This window comes from Pseudomonas sp. MF6755, assembly GCF_016405635.1.
GTDB classification, from domain to species: Bacteria; Pseudomonadota; Gammaproteobacteria; order Pseudomonadales; family Pseudomonadaceae; genus Aquipseudomonas; species Aquipseudomonas haemolytica.
Genome location: NZ_JAEKDA010000019.1, coordinates 37,891 through 54,243, shown reverse-complemented (window position 1 = coordinate 54,243; position 16,353 = coordinate 37,891). Strand labels below are relative to the sequence as shown.

At 58.6% G+C, this 16,353-nt stretch carries 17 protein-coding genes; 6 read left to right on the top strand and 11 right to left on the bottom strand.

Translation table 11 applies throughout. The features are described from left to right. Positions 1-169: 169 nt before the first annotated feature. On the top strand, positions 170-1,276 hold the full coding sequence (zapE, locus tag JFT66_RS23675) for a cell division protein ZapE (protein WP_153838282.1): 1,107 nt from the start codon (positions 170-172) through the stop codon (positions 1,274-1,276). A gap of 165 nt (positions 1,277-1,441) precedes the next feature. Then, entirely contained in the window at positions 1,442-1,933 is a 492-nt protein-coding gene (locus tag JFT66_RS23670) for a GNAT family N-acetyltransferase (RefSeq protein ID WP_034119328.1), read from the top strand. A 101-nt stretch (positions 1,934-2,034) separates the two neighbouring features. Here the strand turns inward: JFT66_RS23670 and JFT66_RS23665 are convergent, their stop codons facing one another. From JFT66_RS23665 to JFT66_RS23655, 3 genes are all read right to left on the bottom strand, one after another. Beyond that, entirely contained in the window at positions 2,035-2,247 is a 213-nt protein-coding gene (locus JFT66_RS23665; protein WP_034119327.1) for a hypothetical protein, read from the bottom strand. A gap of 254 nt (positions 2,248-2,501) precedes the next feature. Then, positions 2,502-4,244: a phosphoethanolamine transferase CptA gene (locus JFT66_RS23660; RefSeq protein WP_034119326.1), complete on the bottom strand. Its 1,743-nt coding sequence runs from the start codon at positions 4,242-4,244 to the stop codon at positions 2,502-2,504. Positions 4,245-4,401: 157 nt separating this feature from the next. Next, positions 4,402-4,578 carry a DUF6026 family protein gene (locus tag JFT66_RS23655; RefSeq protein WP_153838280.1) on the bottom strand — a complete coding sequence of 59 codons (177 nt, stop codon included), beginning with the start codon at positions 4,576-4,578 and terminating at the stop codon, positions 4,402-4,404. A 269-nt stretch (positions 4,579-4,847) separates the two neighbouring features. Between JFT66_RS23655 and gnd the strand changes: the two genes are divergently transcribed. Genes gnd through JFT66_RS23640 form a run of 3 tightly spaced genes read left to right on the top strand, consistent with a single transcriptional unit; the run spans position 4,848 to position 8,172 of the window. Next, a complete protein-coding gene (gnd, locus tag JFT66_RS23650) occupies positions 4,848-5,831 on the top strand; it encodes a phosphogluconate dehydrogenase (NAD(+)-dependent, decarboxylating) (protein ID WP_034119325.1) in 984 nt (327 codons plus the stop codon). Further along, positions 5,828-7,351: a glucose-6-phosphate dehydrogenase gene (gene zwf, locus JFT66_RS23645; protein ID WP_153838279.1), complete on the top strand. Its 1,524-nt coding sequence runs from the start codon at positions 5,828-5,830 to the stop codon at positions 7,349-7,351. The genes gnd and zwf overlap by 4 nt, the downstream gene beginning before the upstream one ends. Further along, positions 7,348-8,172 (top strand): HAD family hydrolase, encoded by an 825-nt coding sequence (locus tag JFT66_RS23640; protein ID WP_153872127.1) that lies wholly within the window; start codon positions 7,348-7,350, stop codon positions 8,170-8,172. The genes zwf and JFT66_RS23640 overlap by 4 nt, the downstream gene beginning before the upstream one ends. 66 nt (positions 8,173-8,238) lie before the next feature. Here the strand turns inward: JFT66_RS23640 and JFT66_RS23635 are convergent, their stop codons facing one another. Continuing rightward, positions 8,239-8,499 (bottom strand): hypothetical protein, encoded by a 261-nt coding sequence (locus JFT66_RS23635; RefSeq protein ID WP_034119322.1) that lies wholly within the window; start codon positions 8,497-8,499, stop codon positions 8,239-8,241. A 333-nt stretch (positions 8,500-8,832) separates the two neighbouring features. Between JFT66_RS23635 and JFT66_RS23630 the strand changes: the two genes are divergently transcribed. Next, positions 8,833-10,155, top strand: coding sequence for a sigma-54 dependent transcriptional regulator (locus JFT66_RS23630; RefSeq protein WP_198860293.1), 1,323 nt, complete (start codon positions 8,833-8,835; stop codon positions 10,153-10,155). 118 nt (positions 10,156-10,273) lie between these two features. Here JFT66_RS23630 and JFT66_RS23625 read toward each other — a convergent pair whose 3' ends face one another. The 7 genes from JFT66_RS23625 to JFT66_RS23595 form a co-directional block, all read right to left on the bottom strand. Beyond that, the gene (locus tag JFT66_RS23625) at positions 10,274-11,575 is read right to left on the bottom strand and encodes an autotransporter domain-containing protein (RefSeq protein WP_034119320.1); all 1,302 of its coding nucleotides are present in this window, start codon (positions 11,573-11,575) and stop codon (positions 10,274-10,276) included. Between the two features lie 50 nt (positions 11,576-11,625). Beyond that, positions 11,626-12,369 (bottom strand): hypothetical protein, encoded by a 744-nt coding sequence (locus JFT66_RS23620; RefSeq protein ID WP_198860292.1) that lies wholly within the window; start codon positions 12,367-12,369, stop codon positions 11,626-11,628. A 37-nt stretch (positions 12,370-12,406) separates the two neighbouring features. Then, positions 12,407-13,087 carry a C39 family peptidase gene (locus tag JFT66_RS23615; RefSeq protein WP_153872124.1) on the bottom strand — a complete coding sequence of 227 codons (681 nt, stop codon included), beginning with the start codon at positions 13,085-13,087 and terminating at the stop codon, positions 12,407-12,409. Positions 13,088-13,148: 61 nt separating this feature from the next. After that, positions 13,149-13,880, bottom strand: coding sequence for a hypothetical protein (locus JFT66_RS23610; RefSeq protein ID WP_034119316.1), 732 nt, complete (start codon positions 13,878-13,880; stop codon positions 13,149-13,151). A gap of 68 nt (positions 13,881-13,948) precedes the next feature. Next, the gene (locus JFT66_RS23605; RefSeq protein WP_034119315.1) at positions 13,949-14,500 is read right to left on the bottom strand and encodes a hypothetical protein; all 552 of its coding nucleotides are present in this window, start codon (positions 14,498-14,500) and stop codon (positions 13,949-13,951) included. After that, complete coding sequence (locus JFT66_RS23600) at positions 14,500-14,952, bottom strand: hypothetical protein (RefSeq protein ID WP_034119313.1); 453 nt, start codon at positions 14,950-14,952, stop codon at positions 14,500-14,502. Before JFT66_RS23600 ends, JFT66_RS23605 begins: the two co-directional genes overlap by 1 nt. Positions 14,953-15,267: 315 nt before the next feature. Continuing rightward, positions 15,268-16,263 carry a FecR family protein gene (locus tag JFT66_RS23595; RefSeq protein WP_198860291.1) on the bottom strand — a complete coding sequence of 332 codons (996 nt, stop codon included), beginning with the start codon at positions 16,261-16,263 and terminating at the stop codon, positions 15,268-15,270. Between the last annotated feature and the right edge of the window lie 90 nt (positions 16,264-16,353).

Genomic DNA, 16,353 nt, shown 5'->3' with positions numbered 1-16,353 from the left:
TCCTGACATTTCCTGTCAGGAGCCTCTGCTAAGCTGCTGCACCTCTAACCCAGTTCTGGTGATATCAACCTGTCGCACATCACACGCCTATTAACGTTGCTCCAGGTCCTGTGGGGCAAAAACGAAGATTTCACGGCTGGATATCTGTGTGTAAGTCATACTGGCAAGCATGACTTTCGACTCGCCCCTCGCCGCTTATCAACACGCCATCGCCCAGCAAGGGTTCGTCCCCGACGATGCCCAGCGCCAGGCAGTGCAAGCCCTGCAAGCCTGCCACGAAGCCTTGCACCAAGGCCGTTCGCCGATTACCGGGGTTTACCTGTGGGGGCCGGTGGGCCGTGGTAAAACCTGGCTGATGGACCAGTTCTATCAAAGCCTGCGCGTGCCCGCGCGGCGTCAGCATTTTCATCACTTCATGGGGTGGGTGCATCAACGCTCGTTCCAGCTCACGGGCACCCAGGATCCCTTGCAGGCGTTGGCCCGGGAACTGAGCCAGGACGTGCGCGTGTTGTGCTTTGATGAGCTGTTTGTGAATGACATCGGTGACGCGATCATCCTCGGCCGCTTGTTCCAGGTGATGTTCGAGGAAGGCGTGGTGATGGTGTGCACCTCCAATCAACCGCCTGAACAGCTATACGCCGGTGGTTTCAATCGCGAGCGTTTCCTGCCGGGCATCGATGCGCTCGAGCAGCATATGCAGGTGGTGGCGGTGGACGGTGGCGAAGACCATCGCTTGCATCCGGGTGTGGGCATGCAGCGCTACTGGGTTAATCAACCGGATGCGCTGGCTGCGGTGTTCAAGAACTTGAGCCAAGGGCAACGCGTAAGCAGCGGGGTGGTGAGCGTAGGTTACCGTTCCATTGTCGCGGTGCAGGCCAGTGCCACGGTGCTCTGGTGTCGTTATGCCGAATTGTGCGAGCAACCCCTGGCGGCAATGGATTTCATGCTGCTGTGTGATCGGTTTGAGGCCATCCTGCTCGAAGACGTCCCCAACCTCAGTGCACAACGGCGCCCCGGGCGGATTGCCCGCGGCACCGAGGACGGTGCTGAGCGTGTGGCGGCCGGAGATCGCGATTTGCCGGAACTGTCGGTGCACGATGACAGCGTGCGGCGCTTTATTGCGCTGGTGGACGAATGCTACGACCGCAAGGTGCCGCTCTTTATCGAAGCCAGGGTGCCCTTGGAGAGCCTGTACACTGAAGGCTACCTGGAGTTTCCTTTCCGTCGCACCCTCAGCCGCTTGCGAGAGATGCAACTGCAACGCTTCGCCGTCTAGGAAGAATCGCCGTTCCGGGGCCGTTTGCGCGTTTTGATGCCTGCAACCTTCGCGCTTTCTGTCGGGCATTTGTAGTTAATCTCCTTCATCTGCTGCCGACTCCGCGCTTACAATCGCAGCTCTCAAAGGGAAACGAATCCCTGGTTGTCGTTATCGAGGAAGGAAATGGACACCCCAGACATCCTGGTGCTGCAAGCCAGCTACACCAACGTGGTGCACGCCGAAGCCATCGGCCTGTTGCTCAATCATTATGCTGAAGATCCGATGGGCGGCGGCCACACCTTGCCCGCCGATCTCTTGCAGCAACTGCCTGCCGAGCTGGCCAAGCGCCCCCATGCATTCAGCGTGCTGGCGTTTGTCGGCGGCGAGCCAGCGGGGTTGGTCAACTGTTTTGAAGGTTTCTCGACCTTTGCTTGCCGCCCGCTGGTCAACGTCCACGACGTGGTGGTGATGGCTCAGTTTCGTGGCTTCGGCTTGAGTCAGAAAATGCTGCAAAAGGTCGAGGAAATTGCTCGGCAGCGCGGCTGCTGCAAGATCACCCTGGAAGTGCTTGAAGGCAATGAACTGGCGCAATCGGCATACCGCAAGTTTGGATTTGACGATGCAGTGTTTGATCCGGCCCATGGGCGTATGTTGTTCTGGAATAAGCCACTGTAATAAATAACCGACGAAAAAAAGGCGCCATTACATGGCGCCCAATAAACCTTTGCCAACGGAGCAGGATGGCAATGGGTGGTGCGGATTAAATAAAGATTAAATCAACTGTTTGGTTGTTCCTTATCGACGGTATCGACCTTCAATGTCTTTCCGTCGGCAGAGGCAGTTCGCTGTTCAGCCGCGCCATGGGTTTCCTTCTGAATGAAGCTGAAGTTGTTGTAGAACTCCTTCGATCGCTCTGAGCCGCCCTCTGCAAAGGCGGCGGCGGAGGTCAGGGTCATCAGGCTGGCAAGCATCAACGTCGAGAGTTTCATTGCGGTATTCCCATTAAGAGTGATAGGTGTCTGGCCGTTCCTTGATCAGAATCATGGAGCGACTATGGCGCTATCTTATTAAGTGGGAATTAACTGAAAGTGCCGGCAAAGTTAACGGTTTTGTTAACTTTGCCGGAAAGGGTTATAGCTTCCACCCAGTGCAAAGGTGCTGGAGCATACCCTCCCGGTGAGGGAGGGTATGGTTCAAATACGAGAGGGCTGGGCGAACTATATTCCCGTAACAAAACCCAGGATTACTTGAGCACCACTTCGCTGCCATCGGCCTTCTTTGGCTTGATCAGGCTGAAGTCGATCAGCGCCTTCTGCTTGGTCTCGTAAGGGTTGCCGATCAACAACGGGCGTGGCTTGAAGCTGTCGCTGACCAGGCTCTTGCTGTGGTCCAGCTCGTCAAAGCTCAAGCCGGCCATGTCAGCCCAGGTGTGGATAAGTTGCGAGCTGCTGTAAGGCCGTTGCAGGTCGCCGGCAAAGCTCCAGTCGTGGCTTTCGCGCCATTTGGGTGAGGCGTAGGCCATGAACGGGATGGTGTACATCGGCGCGGTCGGCTTGCCTTCGTTGCGGCCAAGGGTGTCGTGGCCGACCGAATCGAACACGTCTTCGCCGTGGTCCGAGAGGTACAGCAGGAAGCCGTTGGGGTCGGTCTTGGCGTAGTCCTTGATCAGGCTGGAGACCACGAAGTCGTTGTACAGCACGGCGTTGTCATAGCTGTTGTAGGTCGGCAACTGCGCATCGCTGACGCCCGCCGGAACGCCCTGGCGGTCGGTGAACTTGTCGAAGGTCGGCGGGTAACGGTACTGGTAGCTCATGTGGGTGCCCAGCAGGTGCACCACGATGAACTTGCGTTCGGCAGTATCGGCCAGGGCCTTGGAAAACGGTGCCAGCACATCGCCGTCGTATTGGCGAGCGTTCTGGTTGCGGTTGTTGTTCAGGTACACCTGTTCGTCGGCCTGTTCGGAAAAGGTCGTGAGCATGGTGTTGCGCTTGGTCATGGTCTGCTGGTTGGTGATCCAGAAGGTCTTGTAGCCGGCCTGTTTCATCACGCTGACAATCGACGGCGTCTTGAGGTACAGGTCAGGGTTTTCTTCGTCAGCAAAGGTCAGCACCTGTTGCAGCGCTTCAATGGTGTAGGGGCGCGGGGTGATGACGTTATCGAATACCGCCAATTGGTCGCGCAGCTTATCCAGTTCCGGCGTGGTGTTGCGCGGGTAGCCGTAGAGGCTCATGCGCTGGCGGTTGGTGGACTCGCCGATGACCAGTACCAACGTGGACGGTTGGCCGGCCATGCTGTCCTTGAGGTTTTTCAAGGGCGGGATCTGGCTGGCACTGGTCAACATGCCTTGCATATTGTCGAGTTGCTCGGTGTAGCGGCGGTAGGCAACGATCATCTGCCAAGGTACGGCGGGTTCGATGCGGGTTTCGAAACGGTCGATGGCCAATTCCATGGTTTCACTGGTGGCGATCTGCTTGACCAGCGGATACCCCACAACCGCCAATACAATAGCGACTGCTGCGACGATCGACTGGCCGCGAGGCAGGTACACCGGACGCAGGCGCGTCCAGAGGAAGACGGCGAAGGCGGTGTGGGCAATGAAGGCCAGCACGATCCACCAGGCAAAATATTGGGTCGCGTATTCGCCGGCTTCAGAAATGTTCGATTCGAACATGATGAAGATGACGCTCTGGGAGAATTCCTGCTGGTAAATGAAGAAGTAACCCAGGCTCGCCATGGAGCAGGCCCACAGTACCACGCCGATCAAGGCGGCAAGCAAGCGCGTACGGCGCGGGAACAGCAACATGGGCGCCAGCCACAGCGCACTCATGAAGAAGGCTTGGCGGAAACCACTGAAGCCAGACGTGCCGGTCAGTTGGATAAGAAGTTGGGTGATACCCGAGAAATACCAGAAAAACAGGAATAGCCAACCAAGGCCGGCCCAATCAAAGCCTTTCGCAGTCGTCGTGCTGCGTTTGAACATCGCCATCCAGCGCCCCATCAGAGAATGATTGTCGCGCACAGGCGCGCGACATCGGGCCGCTCAGGAAGTGAGCGGCATCGCGGAACGGGAGTATCAGGAGGGGAGTGTGAAAACTTTGTGAGTTTTCTGTAGGTATTACCTTACCAGGCGCTCAGGCGCGGTTTCAGCAGAGGGCTGGCTTGCTATCCGCGGGCTGGTCAAGCCGGGCTTGAAGGTATGAGCGCAGACGCAGGACTTCCTGTTGCAACTGATCGCGCTCGTCTTTCAACTGGCGCAGTTCATCGCGACGGAGGGTGACGTAGAGGGTCTGTGGCGGGCGGGTCATCTGTGTTGTGCTCATTGCTTACCTCGCAAATAGCCGGTAGATCGCGGCATCGGAACCCTTGAATCGCGGTTCTCGTCACCAGTCGGGAGCAAGTTTGAATTCTTTTTGCGGGCAAGGGAACTTTTTTATTTTTGGTGGTCGTGTGACTTTTTGCGGGCTGATGGTGAAACGATGGCAACTTTTTTGTCATGAAACTACACGGATCCGCTCTGGACTAACCCTCATTAGCCTCATTGCGCTATAAACTATGTCACACATTTTTTAGTAGTTAGGAGCATCAGCACATGCAACTGGGGATTATCGGACTAGGCCGCATGGGCGGTAACATTGCGCGGCGCCTGATGCTCAATGGGCATACCACCGTTGTATACGACCGTAACGAAGCCTTCGTCAAAGGCTTGAGCGAGGAGGGCGCTACCGGCGTCGCCGACTTGAAAGCCCTGGTGGCCGGCCTGCAAAAGCCCCGCGCCGTCTGGGTCATGTTGCCGGCAGGCGCGCCTACCGAAGACACCATCAATGCGCTCAGCGAACTGCTGGAAGACGGCGATGTGATCATCGACGGCGGCAACACCAACTATAAGGACGACGTGCGTCGCGGCAAGGCCCTGGCGGAAAAGGGCCTGCACTACGTCGACGTCGGCACTTCGGGTGGCGTCTGGGGGCTGGAGCGTGGCTACTGCATGATGATCGGTGGCGATGTCGAGACCGTGCAGCGCCTGGACCCGATCTTCAAGAGCCTGGCGCCGGGCCTGGGCAACATTCCGCGCACCAAGGACCGTTCGGCCTCTGCCGACCCGCGTGCCGAGCATGGCTACATTCATGCCGGCCCTGCGGGTTCGGGGCACTTCGTCAAGATGATCCACAACGGCATCGAGTACGGGATGATGCAGGCGTTTGCCGAAGGTTTTGACATCCTCAAGACCAAGAACTCGGAAAACCTGCCAGAAGACCAGCGCTTTGACCTCAACGTTGCCGATATCGCCGAAGTCTGGCGCCGTGGCAGCGTGGTGTCGTCCTGGCTGCTGGACCTGACCGCCGATGCCCTGGCCACCGACCCGAAACTCGACGGCTACTCTGGCTCCGTAGCCGACAGTGGTGAAGGCCGCTGGACCATTGAAGCGGCGATGGAGCAGGCGGTGCCGGTGCCGGTGTTGTCGACTTCGCTGTTCGCGCGTTTCCGTTCCCGCCAGCAGAGCACCTACGGTGACAAAATGCTGTCTGCCATGCGCTTCGGCTTTGGCGGCCATGTGGAGACTTCCAAAAAATGACCGCTACCGGCAAGAAACCCAAGGCCGAACCTGCACCACCGACTACCCTGTTTCTGTTTGGCGCCCATGGCGACCTGGTCAAGCGCCTGCTTATGCCGGCGCTGTACAACCTGAGCCGTGATGGCCTGCTGGGAGATGGCCTGCGTATTGTGGGCGTTGATCACAACGCCATCAGTGACGCGGACTTCGCCAAGAAGCTTGAGGACTTCATTCGTACCGAGGCCGCCAACAAGGTCAGGGGTAGCGCTGAAAATGCCCTCGACCCTGCGCTGTGGGCGCAATTGGCCAAGGGCATCAGCTACGTTGAGGGCGATTTCCTCGACGACAGCACCTATGCCGATATCGCGCAGAAGATTGCCGACAGCGGCACCGGCAACGCAGTGTTCTACCTGGCGACCGCACCGCGCTTCTTCAGTGAAGTGGTGCAGCGCCTGGGCAGTGCCGGGTTGCTGAATGAGACGGACGAGGGCTTTCGCCGCGTGGTCATCGAGAAGCCGTTTGGTTCCGACCTGGCCACCGCCGAGGCGCTGAACGCCTGCCTGCTCAAGGTGATGAGCGAGAAGCAGATCTATCGCATCGACCATTACCTGGGCAAGGAAACGGTGCAGAACATCCTGATCAGCCGTTTCTCCAACGTGCTGTTCGAAGCGTTCTGGAACAACCACTACATCGACCATGTGCAAATCACCGCGGCTGAAACGGTCGGCGTGGAAACCCGGGGCAATTTCTTCGAGAAGACCGGGACACTACGGGACATGGTGCCCAACCACCTGTTCCAGTTGCTGGCGATGGTCGCCATGGAGCCGCCGGCAGCCTTTGGCGCCGACGCAGTGCGCGGCGAGAAGGCCAAGGTGGTCGGTGCGATCCGCCCCTGGTCCCTGGAAGATGCCCGGGCCAATTCGGTTCGCGGCCAGTACACCGCGGGCGAAATCGCTGGCAAGTCGCTGCCCGGCTACCGCGAAGAAGCCAACGTCGCGCCCGACAGCAGCACTGAGACCTTCGTCGCCCTCAAGGTGATGATCGATAACTGGCGCTGGGTCGGTGTGCCGTTCTATCTGCGTACCGGCAAGCGCATGAGCATTCGCGACACTGAGATCGTGATTTGCTTCAAGCACGCGCCCTATGCGCAGTTCCGCGATACCGAGGTCGATGAACTCAAGCCAACCTACCTGAAAATCCAGATCCAGCCGAACGAAGGCATGTGGTTCGACCTGCTGGCCAAGAAGCCTGGGCCGACCCTGGAGATGGCCAATATCGAGTTGGGCTTTGACTACAAGGATTTCTTCGAGATGCAACCGTCGACGGGGTACGAAACCCTGATCTACGACTGCATGACCGGTGACCAGACCTTGTTCCAGCGTGCCGACAACATCGAGAACGGCTGGCGTGCCGTGCAGCCGTTCCTCGATGCCTGGAAGGAAGATGACGGTATCCAGGCCTACAAGGCCGGTGAAGATGGCCCGGCGGCGGCCGACGCGCTGCTGGCCCGTGATGGCCGCACCTGGCACAGCCTCGGATGAGTGACGCGACGATACATCCCATCCGATTTGTCCTCAGTGATGTGGACGGGACCTTATTGCATCCCGACCACAGCCTCAGCCAGCGCACCGCCGATGCGATTCGTGCAATGCGTGAGGCCGGGGTGCTTTTCAGCCTGGCCAGCGGGCGTCCGCCCAAGGCTATGCGGCATCTGATCGAGACGTTTGGCATCGATGTGCCAGTGGCCGGGTTCAATGGCGGTACGTTGGTCAACCCGGATGGCAGCATCCTGGTTGCTCACCATCTGCCTGCGGAGGCGGCACTGGTCACCCTGGCGCTGTTTTCGGCTGAGCCGGACGTGGAAGTCTGGGTGTTTGCCGATGGCGACTGGCTACGCCGTGATCCGCCGGGGCCTATGGTGCAGCGCGAAGCCGATGGCTTGGGCTATGGACCGGTGGTGGTGGAGAGTTTCGAGCCTTACCTGGATCGCGTCGACAAGATCGTCGCCGCCAGTAACAACACGCAGTTGTTGGTGGAACTGGAGGCGCAATTGCAGCCGAAGGTTAAAGGGTTGGCTCAGGTGTCGCGTTCGCAGCCGGTGTACCTGGACGTGACCGCGATGCTGGCCAACAAAGGCGAAGCCCTGAGAACCCTGGCCGAGCACCTTGGTGTGCCGCTGGAGCAGACGGCCGCCATCGGTGATGGCGGCAATGATCCGGCGATGTTTCATGTGGCGGGATTATCGATTGCGATGGGGCAGGCGGAAGAAACCGTCAAGCGCCAGGCCAGTGTGGTTACTGGCAGTAATATCGAGGACGGCGCTGCGCAGGCGTTCGAGCGGTTTATTCTCGCGGAACGTTAAACCCGGAAGTTTCACCGCACAACTCCCAGTCCGTGTTTCGCACGGGCTGGAAGTTGCTGTATTGAATTACTTCGGCATTGCCCAGTGCTGCAACTGATAGCCATCTTTGTCGAGTTCGGCGCGGGCCTGCAACAACAGGTCTTCAAGTTGAGCTGGATCGGTATAGGTCGTCGATGACAGCTGTTTGCTACCGATACGGGTATTGGTACGGTCGATGACACTCAAGCTCAGGGCGCCATTGCCATCGTGCCAGGCCACGCACTGGAAGGGCTGGAAAGCACGGTCTGCAATCAAAAGAGCTTCGTTGATGCGCAGCGGAGCGTTCATTTGGGTCTTCTCTCTGTATGCCCATTCAAGTGAGTACCGGCGGTTGGGCGGACCGTGCGGTGGGTTACTTGTACTGATGCACGATGGTGGGGTGCGGGTCACATGCTAGAGCAAGAATTTTTAACTTTCCCTGATTAACGTCATGTAAGCGGCTGTTTTGAAAGCTGAATGAAAGTTTCGACGGCCGACAACTTGTCCAGCTACATGGCTTTTTGCCCGCACTTATAGCGAAATAGTACAAGACCGGCGTCAAGATCTTGCTAGGGTTAGCTTCAGGCACCACAAACTGTTGTTTCTAAATAACTTTAATAATCTTGGCGCCAAGGAACAGTCATGCTTGTGACACCCGTCCAACGCCGCTTGCTGGTGGTCGACCCCTGTGACGACTGTCATGGGTTATTGCCCGGCTTACGCACCGCCGGTTGGGAAGTGGACAGCTGTGCATTGGAGGCGGTGGGTGATCGCTCCTGCGATGTGGGCCTGCTGCGCTTGCAGCCCTACCATCTGGGGCGCCCTGAAGCGGTAAAAGAGTTAATTGGCCGCAGTGGTACCGAGTGGATTGCCGTCCTTAGCCAGGATGTACTGCGCCTGCAGAACGTCGGTGATTTTGTCTGCGAATGGTTCTTCGACTTCCACACCTTGCCGTTCGACGTGTCCCGGGTCCAGGTGACCATCGGGCGTGCGTTTGGCATGGCGCGCCTGCGTGGCAAGGGCCACGCCCCGGTGGATGAGCCCCACGAATTGTTGGGCGACAGTCGCCCCATCCGCGAACTGCGCAAATTATTGGCCAAGTTGGCGCCTACGGAGTCGCCCGTATTAATCCGTGGCGACAGCGGTACCGGCAAAGAGTTGGTGGCCAAAACGTTGCACCGCCAATCCCAACGGCATGCCAAGCCGTTTGTTGCGATCAATTGTGGCGCCATCCCTGAACATCTGATCCAGTCCGAACTGTTCGGCCACGAAAAAGGTGCGTTCACGGGTGCTCATCAGCGCAAGGTAGGGCGCATCGAAGCCGCGAACGGCGGCACTTTGTTCCTGGATGAAATCGGTGATTTACCGATGGAACTGCAAGCCAACCTGTTGCGTTTCCTACAGGAAAAGCACATCGAACGCGTTGGCGGCAGCCAGCCGATACCAGTGGATGTGCGGGTGTTGGCGGCGACCCATGTCGACTTGGAAGCTGCAGTGGAGAAGGGCGCCTTTCGCGAAGACCTGTATTACCGCCTGAATGTCCTGCAAGTGGTCACTGCGCCCTTGCGCGAGCGTCATGGCGACGTGGCAATGCTGGCCAACCACTTTTCACGCTTCTACAGCCAGGAAACAGGTCGCCGCCCGCGCAGTTTCAGTGAAGAGGCGCTGGTGGCGATGGGGCAACATCCGTGGCCGGGCAATGTGCGTGAACTGGCCAACCGCGTACGCCGTGGCCTGGTGTTGGCAGAGGGGCGCCAGATCGAAGCCGTTGATCTGGGGTTGCAAGGCCAACCGGCAATCTCGCCGCCGATGGCTACACTGGAAGACTACAAGCACCGCGCCGAGCGCGAGGCGCTATGCGATGTGCTCAACCGGCACAGCGACAACCTGAGTGTCGCGGCCCGTGTGCTGGGGATTTCCCGGCCGACGTTCTACCGGTTGCTGCACAAACACCAGATCCGCTAGGGCGGGTAGTGGGAGGGAGCTTGCCGCCGATGAGGGAGTGTCAGTAAACACACCTATGACTGACCCACCGCCATCGGCGGCAAGCCCCCTCCCACACTTACAAGTGTTCGCATTTCAATCAAAAGTAATACGGGAATTTCAGGCTGAACGTAAAGTCCGGCGCATCATCGGTCATGCCGATCGCCAGGTTCGGCACGATAGTCAGGTTATCCGATGCGGCAATCGTCATGCCCACGTTGAAATAGCCCGCGTTGGCATCGCTGGAGATCACCGATTGCCAGTCGCGGCCTTCTGGCTTGAGCTTGCTCTTGCGTTGCACCAGGTCGGAAACCGAGAACGACATGCTCATCTTCTCATTCAGGGCAAACGCGACGCCGACACCGAACTGGAAGCTGTCACCCAGCCGCACTTTACCAGCGGTCTTCTGATTGATATCACTGCTGATGTCATCAAACGAGTCTTCAAAGTTGTGGGTATAAGACAGCGAACCAAACAGCACCGCCGGGTCGAAGGTCTTGACCAGGGAAATGCCCGGTGTGACCGACCATACCCCATTGCCCGTGGGCAGGCTTTCCGGCAAGTACAGGTTGTCGTTGTTGGGTTGCCTGACCAGCTTGATACCGAAGGGCTCTTTACCCGTAGGTGCCTTGACCCGTACAGACACCACCGCATCGGGTAACGTCGGCGTTTCGTCGAGGAACTTGTAGGCCACACCAAAGTTGACATCACCAATGGTCGGGTCGCGGGTCACGGAGCCTTCCGAGGTGGCGGTGGCATCGTTGCCGGCGCCGGCCGACTGGTAGGTTGAGTCGCGATAGACCACCGGTACGTTCAGGTCGAACTGCCAGCGGTTATCGACGTTGTAGCGTCCGGTCAGGTCCAGGGTCCAGCTATCGGACTTGATCCGGTCCAGGTTGATGTTGCCGAGGAAGATTGAGTCCAGCGCCAGGAAACCATTAAGGGTCAATTGGCGCGCGTCATAACGGGCATAGGTGATGCCGGTTTCAACGCTGAACTTGCCATTGCCGAAGAAGCCACTGGCCTCGTTGTACAGGTTGCTCACACTTTGCGCAGGGGCGGAGTCGTCCTTGAGGGATTGGCCGTAGGAACTGCCGCCACCGCCGGCGCCACCGGATGCCGCCGCAGCGCCGGTACCTGCGACGGTGGTGCCGCCGTTCTTGAAGTCGGCGGGGGACTTGGCCAGGCGTTTGGGCGCGGGCGTTGCCGGTTGATCTTCCACCTGGCGCACGCGTTGCTCCAGCACGGCCAAGGCTTTTTGTTGCACGTCATAGCGTTGCTTGAGTTCCAGCAGTTCCTTCTTCAGGGTTTCGATATCGGCATCTGGCGCGGCATACAGCAGGGATGCGGGCAAGAGCGTACTTAAACAAACCACCGCACGTAGCGATAACGATCGATGCATGAAATAAGCCGTCCTTTTCTAATGCGAAAGTGTCGAAGGGTCAGCGTAGTTCAATAACCGAGTGTGCGTAGGCCTTTGAGCTGATCCAAGTTGCAGTTCAACGCGGCGTTGTCCAAGCCGTTATTGTTCATCACAACGTTGATCTGAGTGATATTTCTGACAAGGTTGGTATTGCCGGTCAGCACCGTACCTTGCAGCACGTTGCCGCCGCCGATCTGTTGCAGGCTATTGCCTTGGTTGTGGTTAGCCTGGATCGCCATCTGCACACCGCCGTTGTTGGCCGATACGCTCACACGGCCCGCCGCGCTGTCGCCGGTCACGGTGCCGCCAGCCATCAGCACATGCCCGGACTGAACGTTATTAGCGGGGGCAACGCCATTCTCGACGTTGATGCCGACGTTGTTGTAGGCGGTGTTGCCATCGCCGGCCGTGCGCACGCTTTGAGTCACGCCCTGGCCGCTGCCGAGGCCGGCACCACCGACTACATTGCCGGTGCCAGTGTTTGGCGGCGTGCCGGTGCCTGTCGAGCCGGTGGTTTGCACATAGAATTGCGGGGTGATGGTGGTTTTGTCGATCTGCATGTTGGCCGTGCCGGTGATGCTGTCACCGACCGCATTGGTCCAGGTGCTGCTCATGACAATGCCGAAGCTGATGATACGTCCCGGCATTACATACCGGCCGCGCAGCTCGGCCATCTCCGAATCCTTGAGTTCGATCGGCTTGAACCCCGATGAGGCATAAACGGGCATTGAGGCTGCCAGACACAATGCCGTCAGCCAACGGGAAGTGTTCATCTGCTGCTCCTGGGGCGTCCTGCCCCTTATTGCGCTTCTAGAAGAAGTCGCTCTGGATAAAACCGAAATCCATCAGCTCGGCATCGCCTACGGGCCTGAACTCATTCATCTGGCTCTTGGCGGTCAGCGGCATGGGCGGGTCGAGCAAGACGTTGGTCTTGTCGTAACCTTCACCCAGTACGGCGAACACAATGCCATTCCAACCTTTGACAAAATCGTCACGCGAGTAGCGCTTGTGGCCCAGCACGGGGTCGCCGATATACACCCAGTCCTTGTCGGCCCGCTGCAGCACCACGAAGTGCTTGTAGCCACGGATCTCCAGCAGCACCACCACGGGGATTTTCACGGTCACCAGGGTGTCTGGCGCGATCTTGTAGCCCCGGGCACGCATGCCGATGCTTTCGAGGTAGCGCTTCATGTCCAGCATGGAAAAGCCCTGGGTTCGTACCAGGTCCTGATCGGCAGTGACCAGCATGCCTTTGATGAGGTGTTCTTCGTCGACATCCAGCCAATAGGCCTGGCGCAGGATAGTGGCGAGTGCCGCAGCACCGCAGCTGAAATCGGTTTTCTGTTCCACCAGGTTGGCGAACCGGCGCTCACGAATACTCTCGACCTTCTTGAAGATCACCGCACCGCCGGGCATGGCGGAGATCGCCATGGTGCCTGCCCAGGTCGTGCCGGTGAGCAACATCAAGAGGGTGAGGGTCGCGAGGCGCATGATCGAATGACCTGTTGGACACTGGAATAAAAAAGGGCCTTGTTGCCAAGGCCCCGTTGGATCAGAAGCGTGAGCAGACGCTGCAGCCTTGGCCGATCGCCAGGCTGTTGCTGCCTTGGTTGCCTGAACCCGATTGCAGGTTCACGCCGACGTTGCCGGAGTTGCGGTTAACCGAGTTGTCCAGGCTTGCGTTGTTGGACACGTATTGAGGCTTGCCGCCATAACCATGGCTGCTGGCGGCTGCGTTGAGGTAGCTGTTGTTGAGCGAATTTTGCTCGGTGTTGGAGGCCGCTGCGATGTTCTTGCCATCGGCCGTAGTGATTGCGAGGTTGTTTTTACCCTGGTTGCCTTGCCCGGCCTGGCCGTTGTAACCCACGTTGCCGGAGTTCCCAGTGATGGAGCCGTCCAGGGAGGCGTTATTTTGCGTGCCTTTGTTGACGAAGTTGTTGCCCGCACTGCCTTGATCCACATCGATCACCGCAAACACCGTGGCAAAGTCGCCTTTGGCACTGGAGATGGCACCAGCGTTGTCGGCCTGGTTGCCGGAACCCGACTGCGCATTCACCCCGACGTTACCGCTGTTGCTGTTGACCGAGTTATCGGCCGAGGCGTTGTTTTCGGTGTTGGTGTCGTCGAATTTGTTGTGTTCGCTTTTTTGTACATCAGTGACGACAGCAGCAACAGTACCGGTGGGTTGAGGGGTAGGGTGCCAGCCACCACCCGCTTGAGCAGCAGCAGCCATGAGCGCAGCGAGAGCGAAAACCAGTGGTTTCAGAGCCATTTGAGGTTTCATGGTGTTTCTCCTTGCTTCTAATTAGTTGGTTAAGTGTTGGTACGGTCTAACTAACGTCTACCAAGGGTTTACTTGATAGTGATGCCCAGGGTGTTAGCCACTCGGTTCCCCACCCCGGCACTCTGGTTCACCTGAATCACTCCTCGGCTGCCGGTGAAGGCCTGGTCGCTGGTAACGACCTGGCGGCTGCCAGTGGTGGAGGTGAGCCCTGAGTCGGTTGCCAGCGTCGTCGTGTTCTGTTGCAACAGGACGCTGTCATCGATGCTTTGCGGGCCAGGGTTGAGGCTGATCCGCACGGCATTGACTGATTGGTTATTGGCCCCGGCCGACTGGTTGATGCCCAGTACACCGTTGCCATTGGTAAAAGAGCTGCCCTGGATCGCCGCCTTGGCGTTCAGGGACGGGTCGACCTTGCCATTGAGGTTCTGGATGTCGACGTTGGTGGCTTGGCCACCGAGCGCAACGGCGCGGCTGTTGGACATTTGTTGCTGGTTGCCGGCCGCCTGATTGATCGACAGCACACCTTCGTACTGCTGGCCGCTGTTGTTGACCACGGCGGTGTTGTCGGCCATGGCCGAGGCGCTGCCCAGCAGGGCGAACAGCAACAGGGCGCGATTCATCACTTGCCCCCCATCATGTTGCCGAGGTTGTTCAAGGGCGCCATGCCGCGCTGGATCGAGTCGCTGATTTGCCCGCCCATGCTGCTGCCCGCACCGTGGCTGGCCGCTGCGCCCGTGCCCAGTGTCGACATGCTGTTTTGGGTGGCGCCCAGGCCGGACAAGCTGCCATTGGGCTGGATAGAGCGAGCGAGGCTGGAGCCGCTGCTGATGCCGCCAATGTCCACGTCGCTGAGTTCACCCGACATGGCGTTGATGATCTCTTTGCTCGGATTGGCGTTGGCGGTGGTGGGGTAGGGGTCAGGGCCGAAAGAGGCACGCCCATACATGTGTGCTTGAACGTTACGTCCCGTCACGATGACGCCGTCACCCGCATAGCTCGCAATGCTGATGCCGGCACTGAGTGCGCAGCTGACCAGCAGTACGTTCAGAGATGCGTGTGTGAGTGTGTTCACGGCGACGTTCCTTATTCTTCACGCTGACCCTAAACAGCGTTGTCAGAGAAAGAGCAGAAGCCGTGCCGCTTTTTGTTTGTTGTTTTTATTCAATAGGTTGGCGATAAAGCAAGGCAAAGTGATGGCGATGCTGTTTCATCGTTGAAACGGTCCCCCGGGCTTGAGATATGCCCATCCTCGTCTTCGCGCTGTCTCAGCGATGTAACACCACCCATGACAATACGGTGAAACCCCACGAGGCGGGCGATTCAGGCGAGGCAGGTGTTTCAAAAATGGACACAACGGGCGCGAGCGCACCCGCTCTTGCCGCAATACTCAGCCCTTGGGCGCTTTGCGCGGGATGGAATTGAGTACGGGGCTGCCGTCCTGGTTCTGGGTCAGGTAGACCGGCAGCACCTTGGGCAGGGAGGGGACGAGGTTGCTGACCTCGCTGATGTTGTAGATACCGCCGATGCGAATCGCGCCGGTACTGGCGTCTGCGAGCATGACCGGTTTTTTCAGGTAGCGGTTGATCAGCGGCAGAGCGTCCGTCAGCGTCAGGTTATCGAGCACCAGCTTGCCCTGGCGCCATGCCAGCGCGGTGTCATCGGGTTTGATGGCGGCGACGTGTGGGGTGGCTTCACCTTGACGAAAGCTGGCCTGCATACCTGGGCTCAGCGGCACACTGGCGTGCACCCCGTCGCTGGAAATCTGCACCGAGCCCTCAAGCAATATCACCCGCACTTGCTCTTCATATTCCCAGACGTTGAACTGGGTACCTGTGACCCGTACCTGGCCTTCACCGGCCCGCACGATAAATGGGTGGTCGCGATCATGGCTGACCTTGAAAAACGCTTCGCCCTTTTTCAAGGTCACCCGGCGCTGGTTCTTGTATTGGCTGTAGACCAACTCGGTGCCCAGGTTCATCTCCACTTGGCTGCCATCGCCGAGCGTGACCTTAGTCAGGCCATCGGCCGCTTCGAAATGCTCATAGGAGCTAGGCAACCAGCCCGCCTCCCAGCCAGTAAGGGCGGCAAGCGGCAATGCCACGAGGCAGACCGCTGCGGCTACCGCGTAAGTGCGCAACCGGCTGCGCGGCTTGAACGGCACCACGGCAGGGGCGGATTCGTTGCGGGGCAGATGATCGGCCACGTCCCAGATTTCCAACATGGCCGTATATTCGAAGGCGTGCAGCGGATGGGCGTCGTGCCATTGCACAAAAGCCTGACGTTCGCCCGCCGTGCAATCACTGGCGTGCAGGCGCATGCACCAATGCGCTGCGGCGTCGGTAATAGCGTCATATTCGGCTTCTGAAAGGGGCTTTTCGCTCATTAACTCATCCTGATTTCCCACATTCTAACCTCCCAATGCCGATGGCGAGAACCGCCATCATGGCGATTGCACATCAATTGGAACTTATTC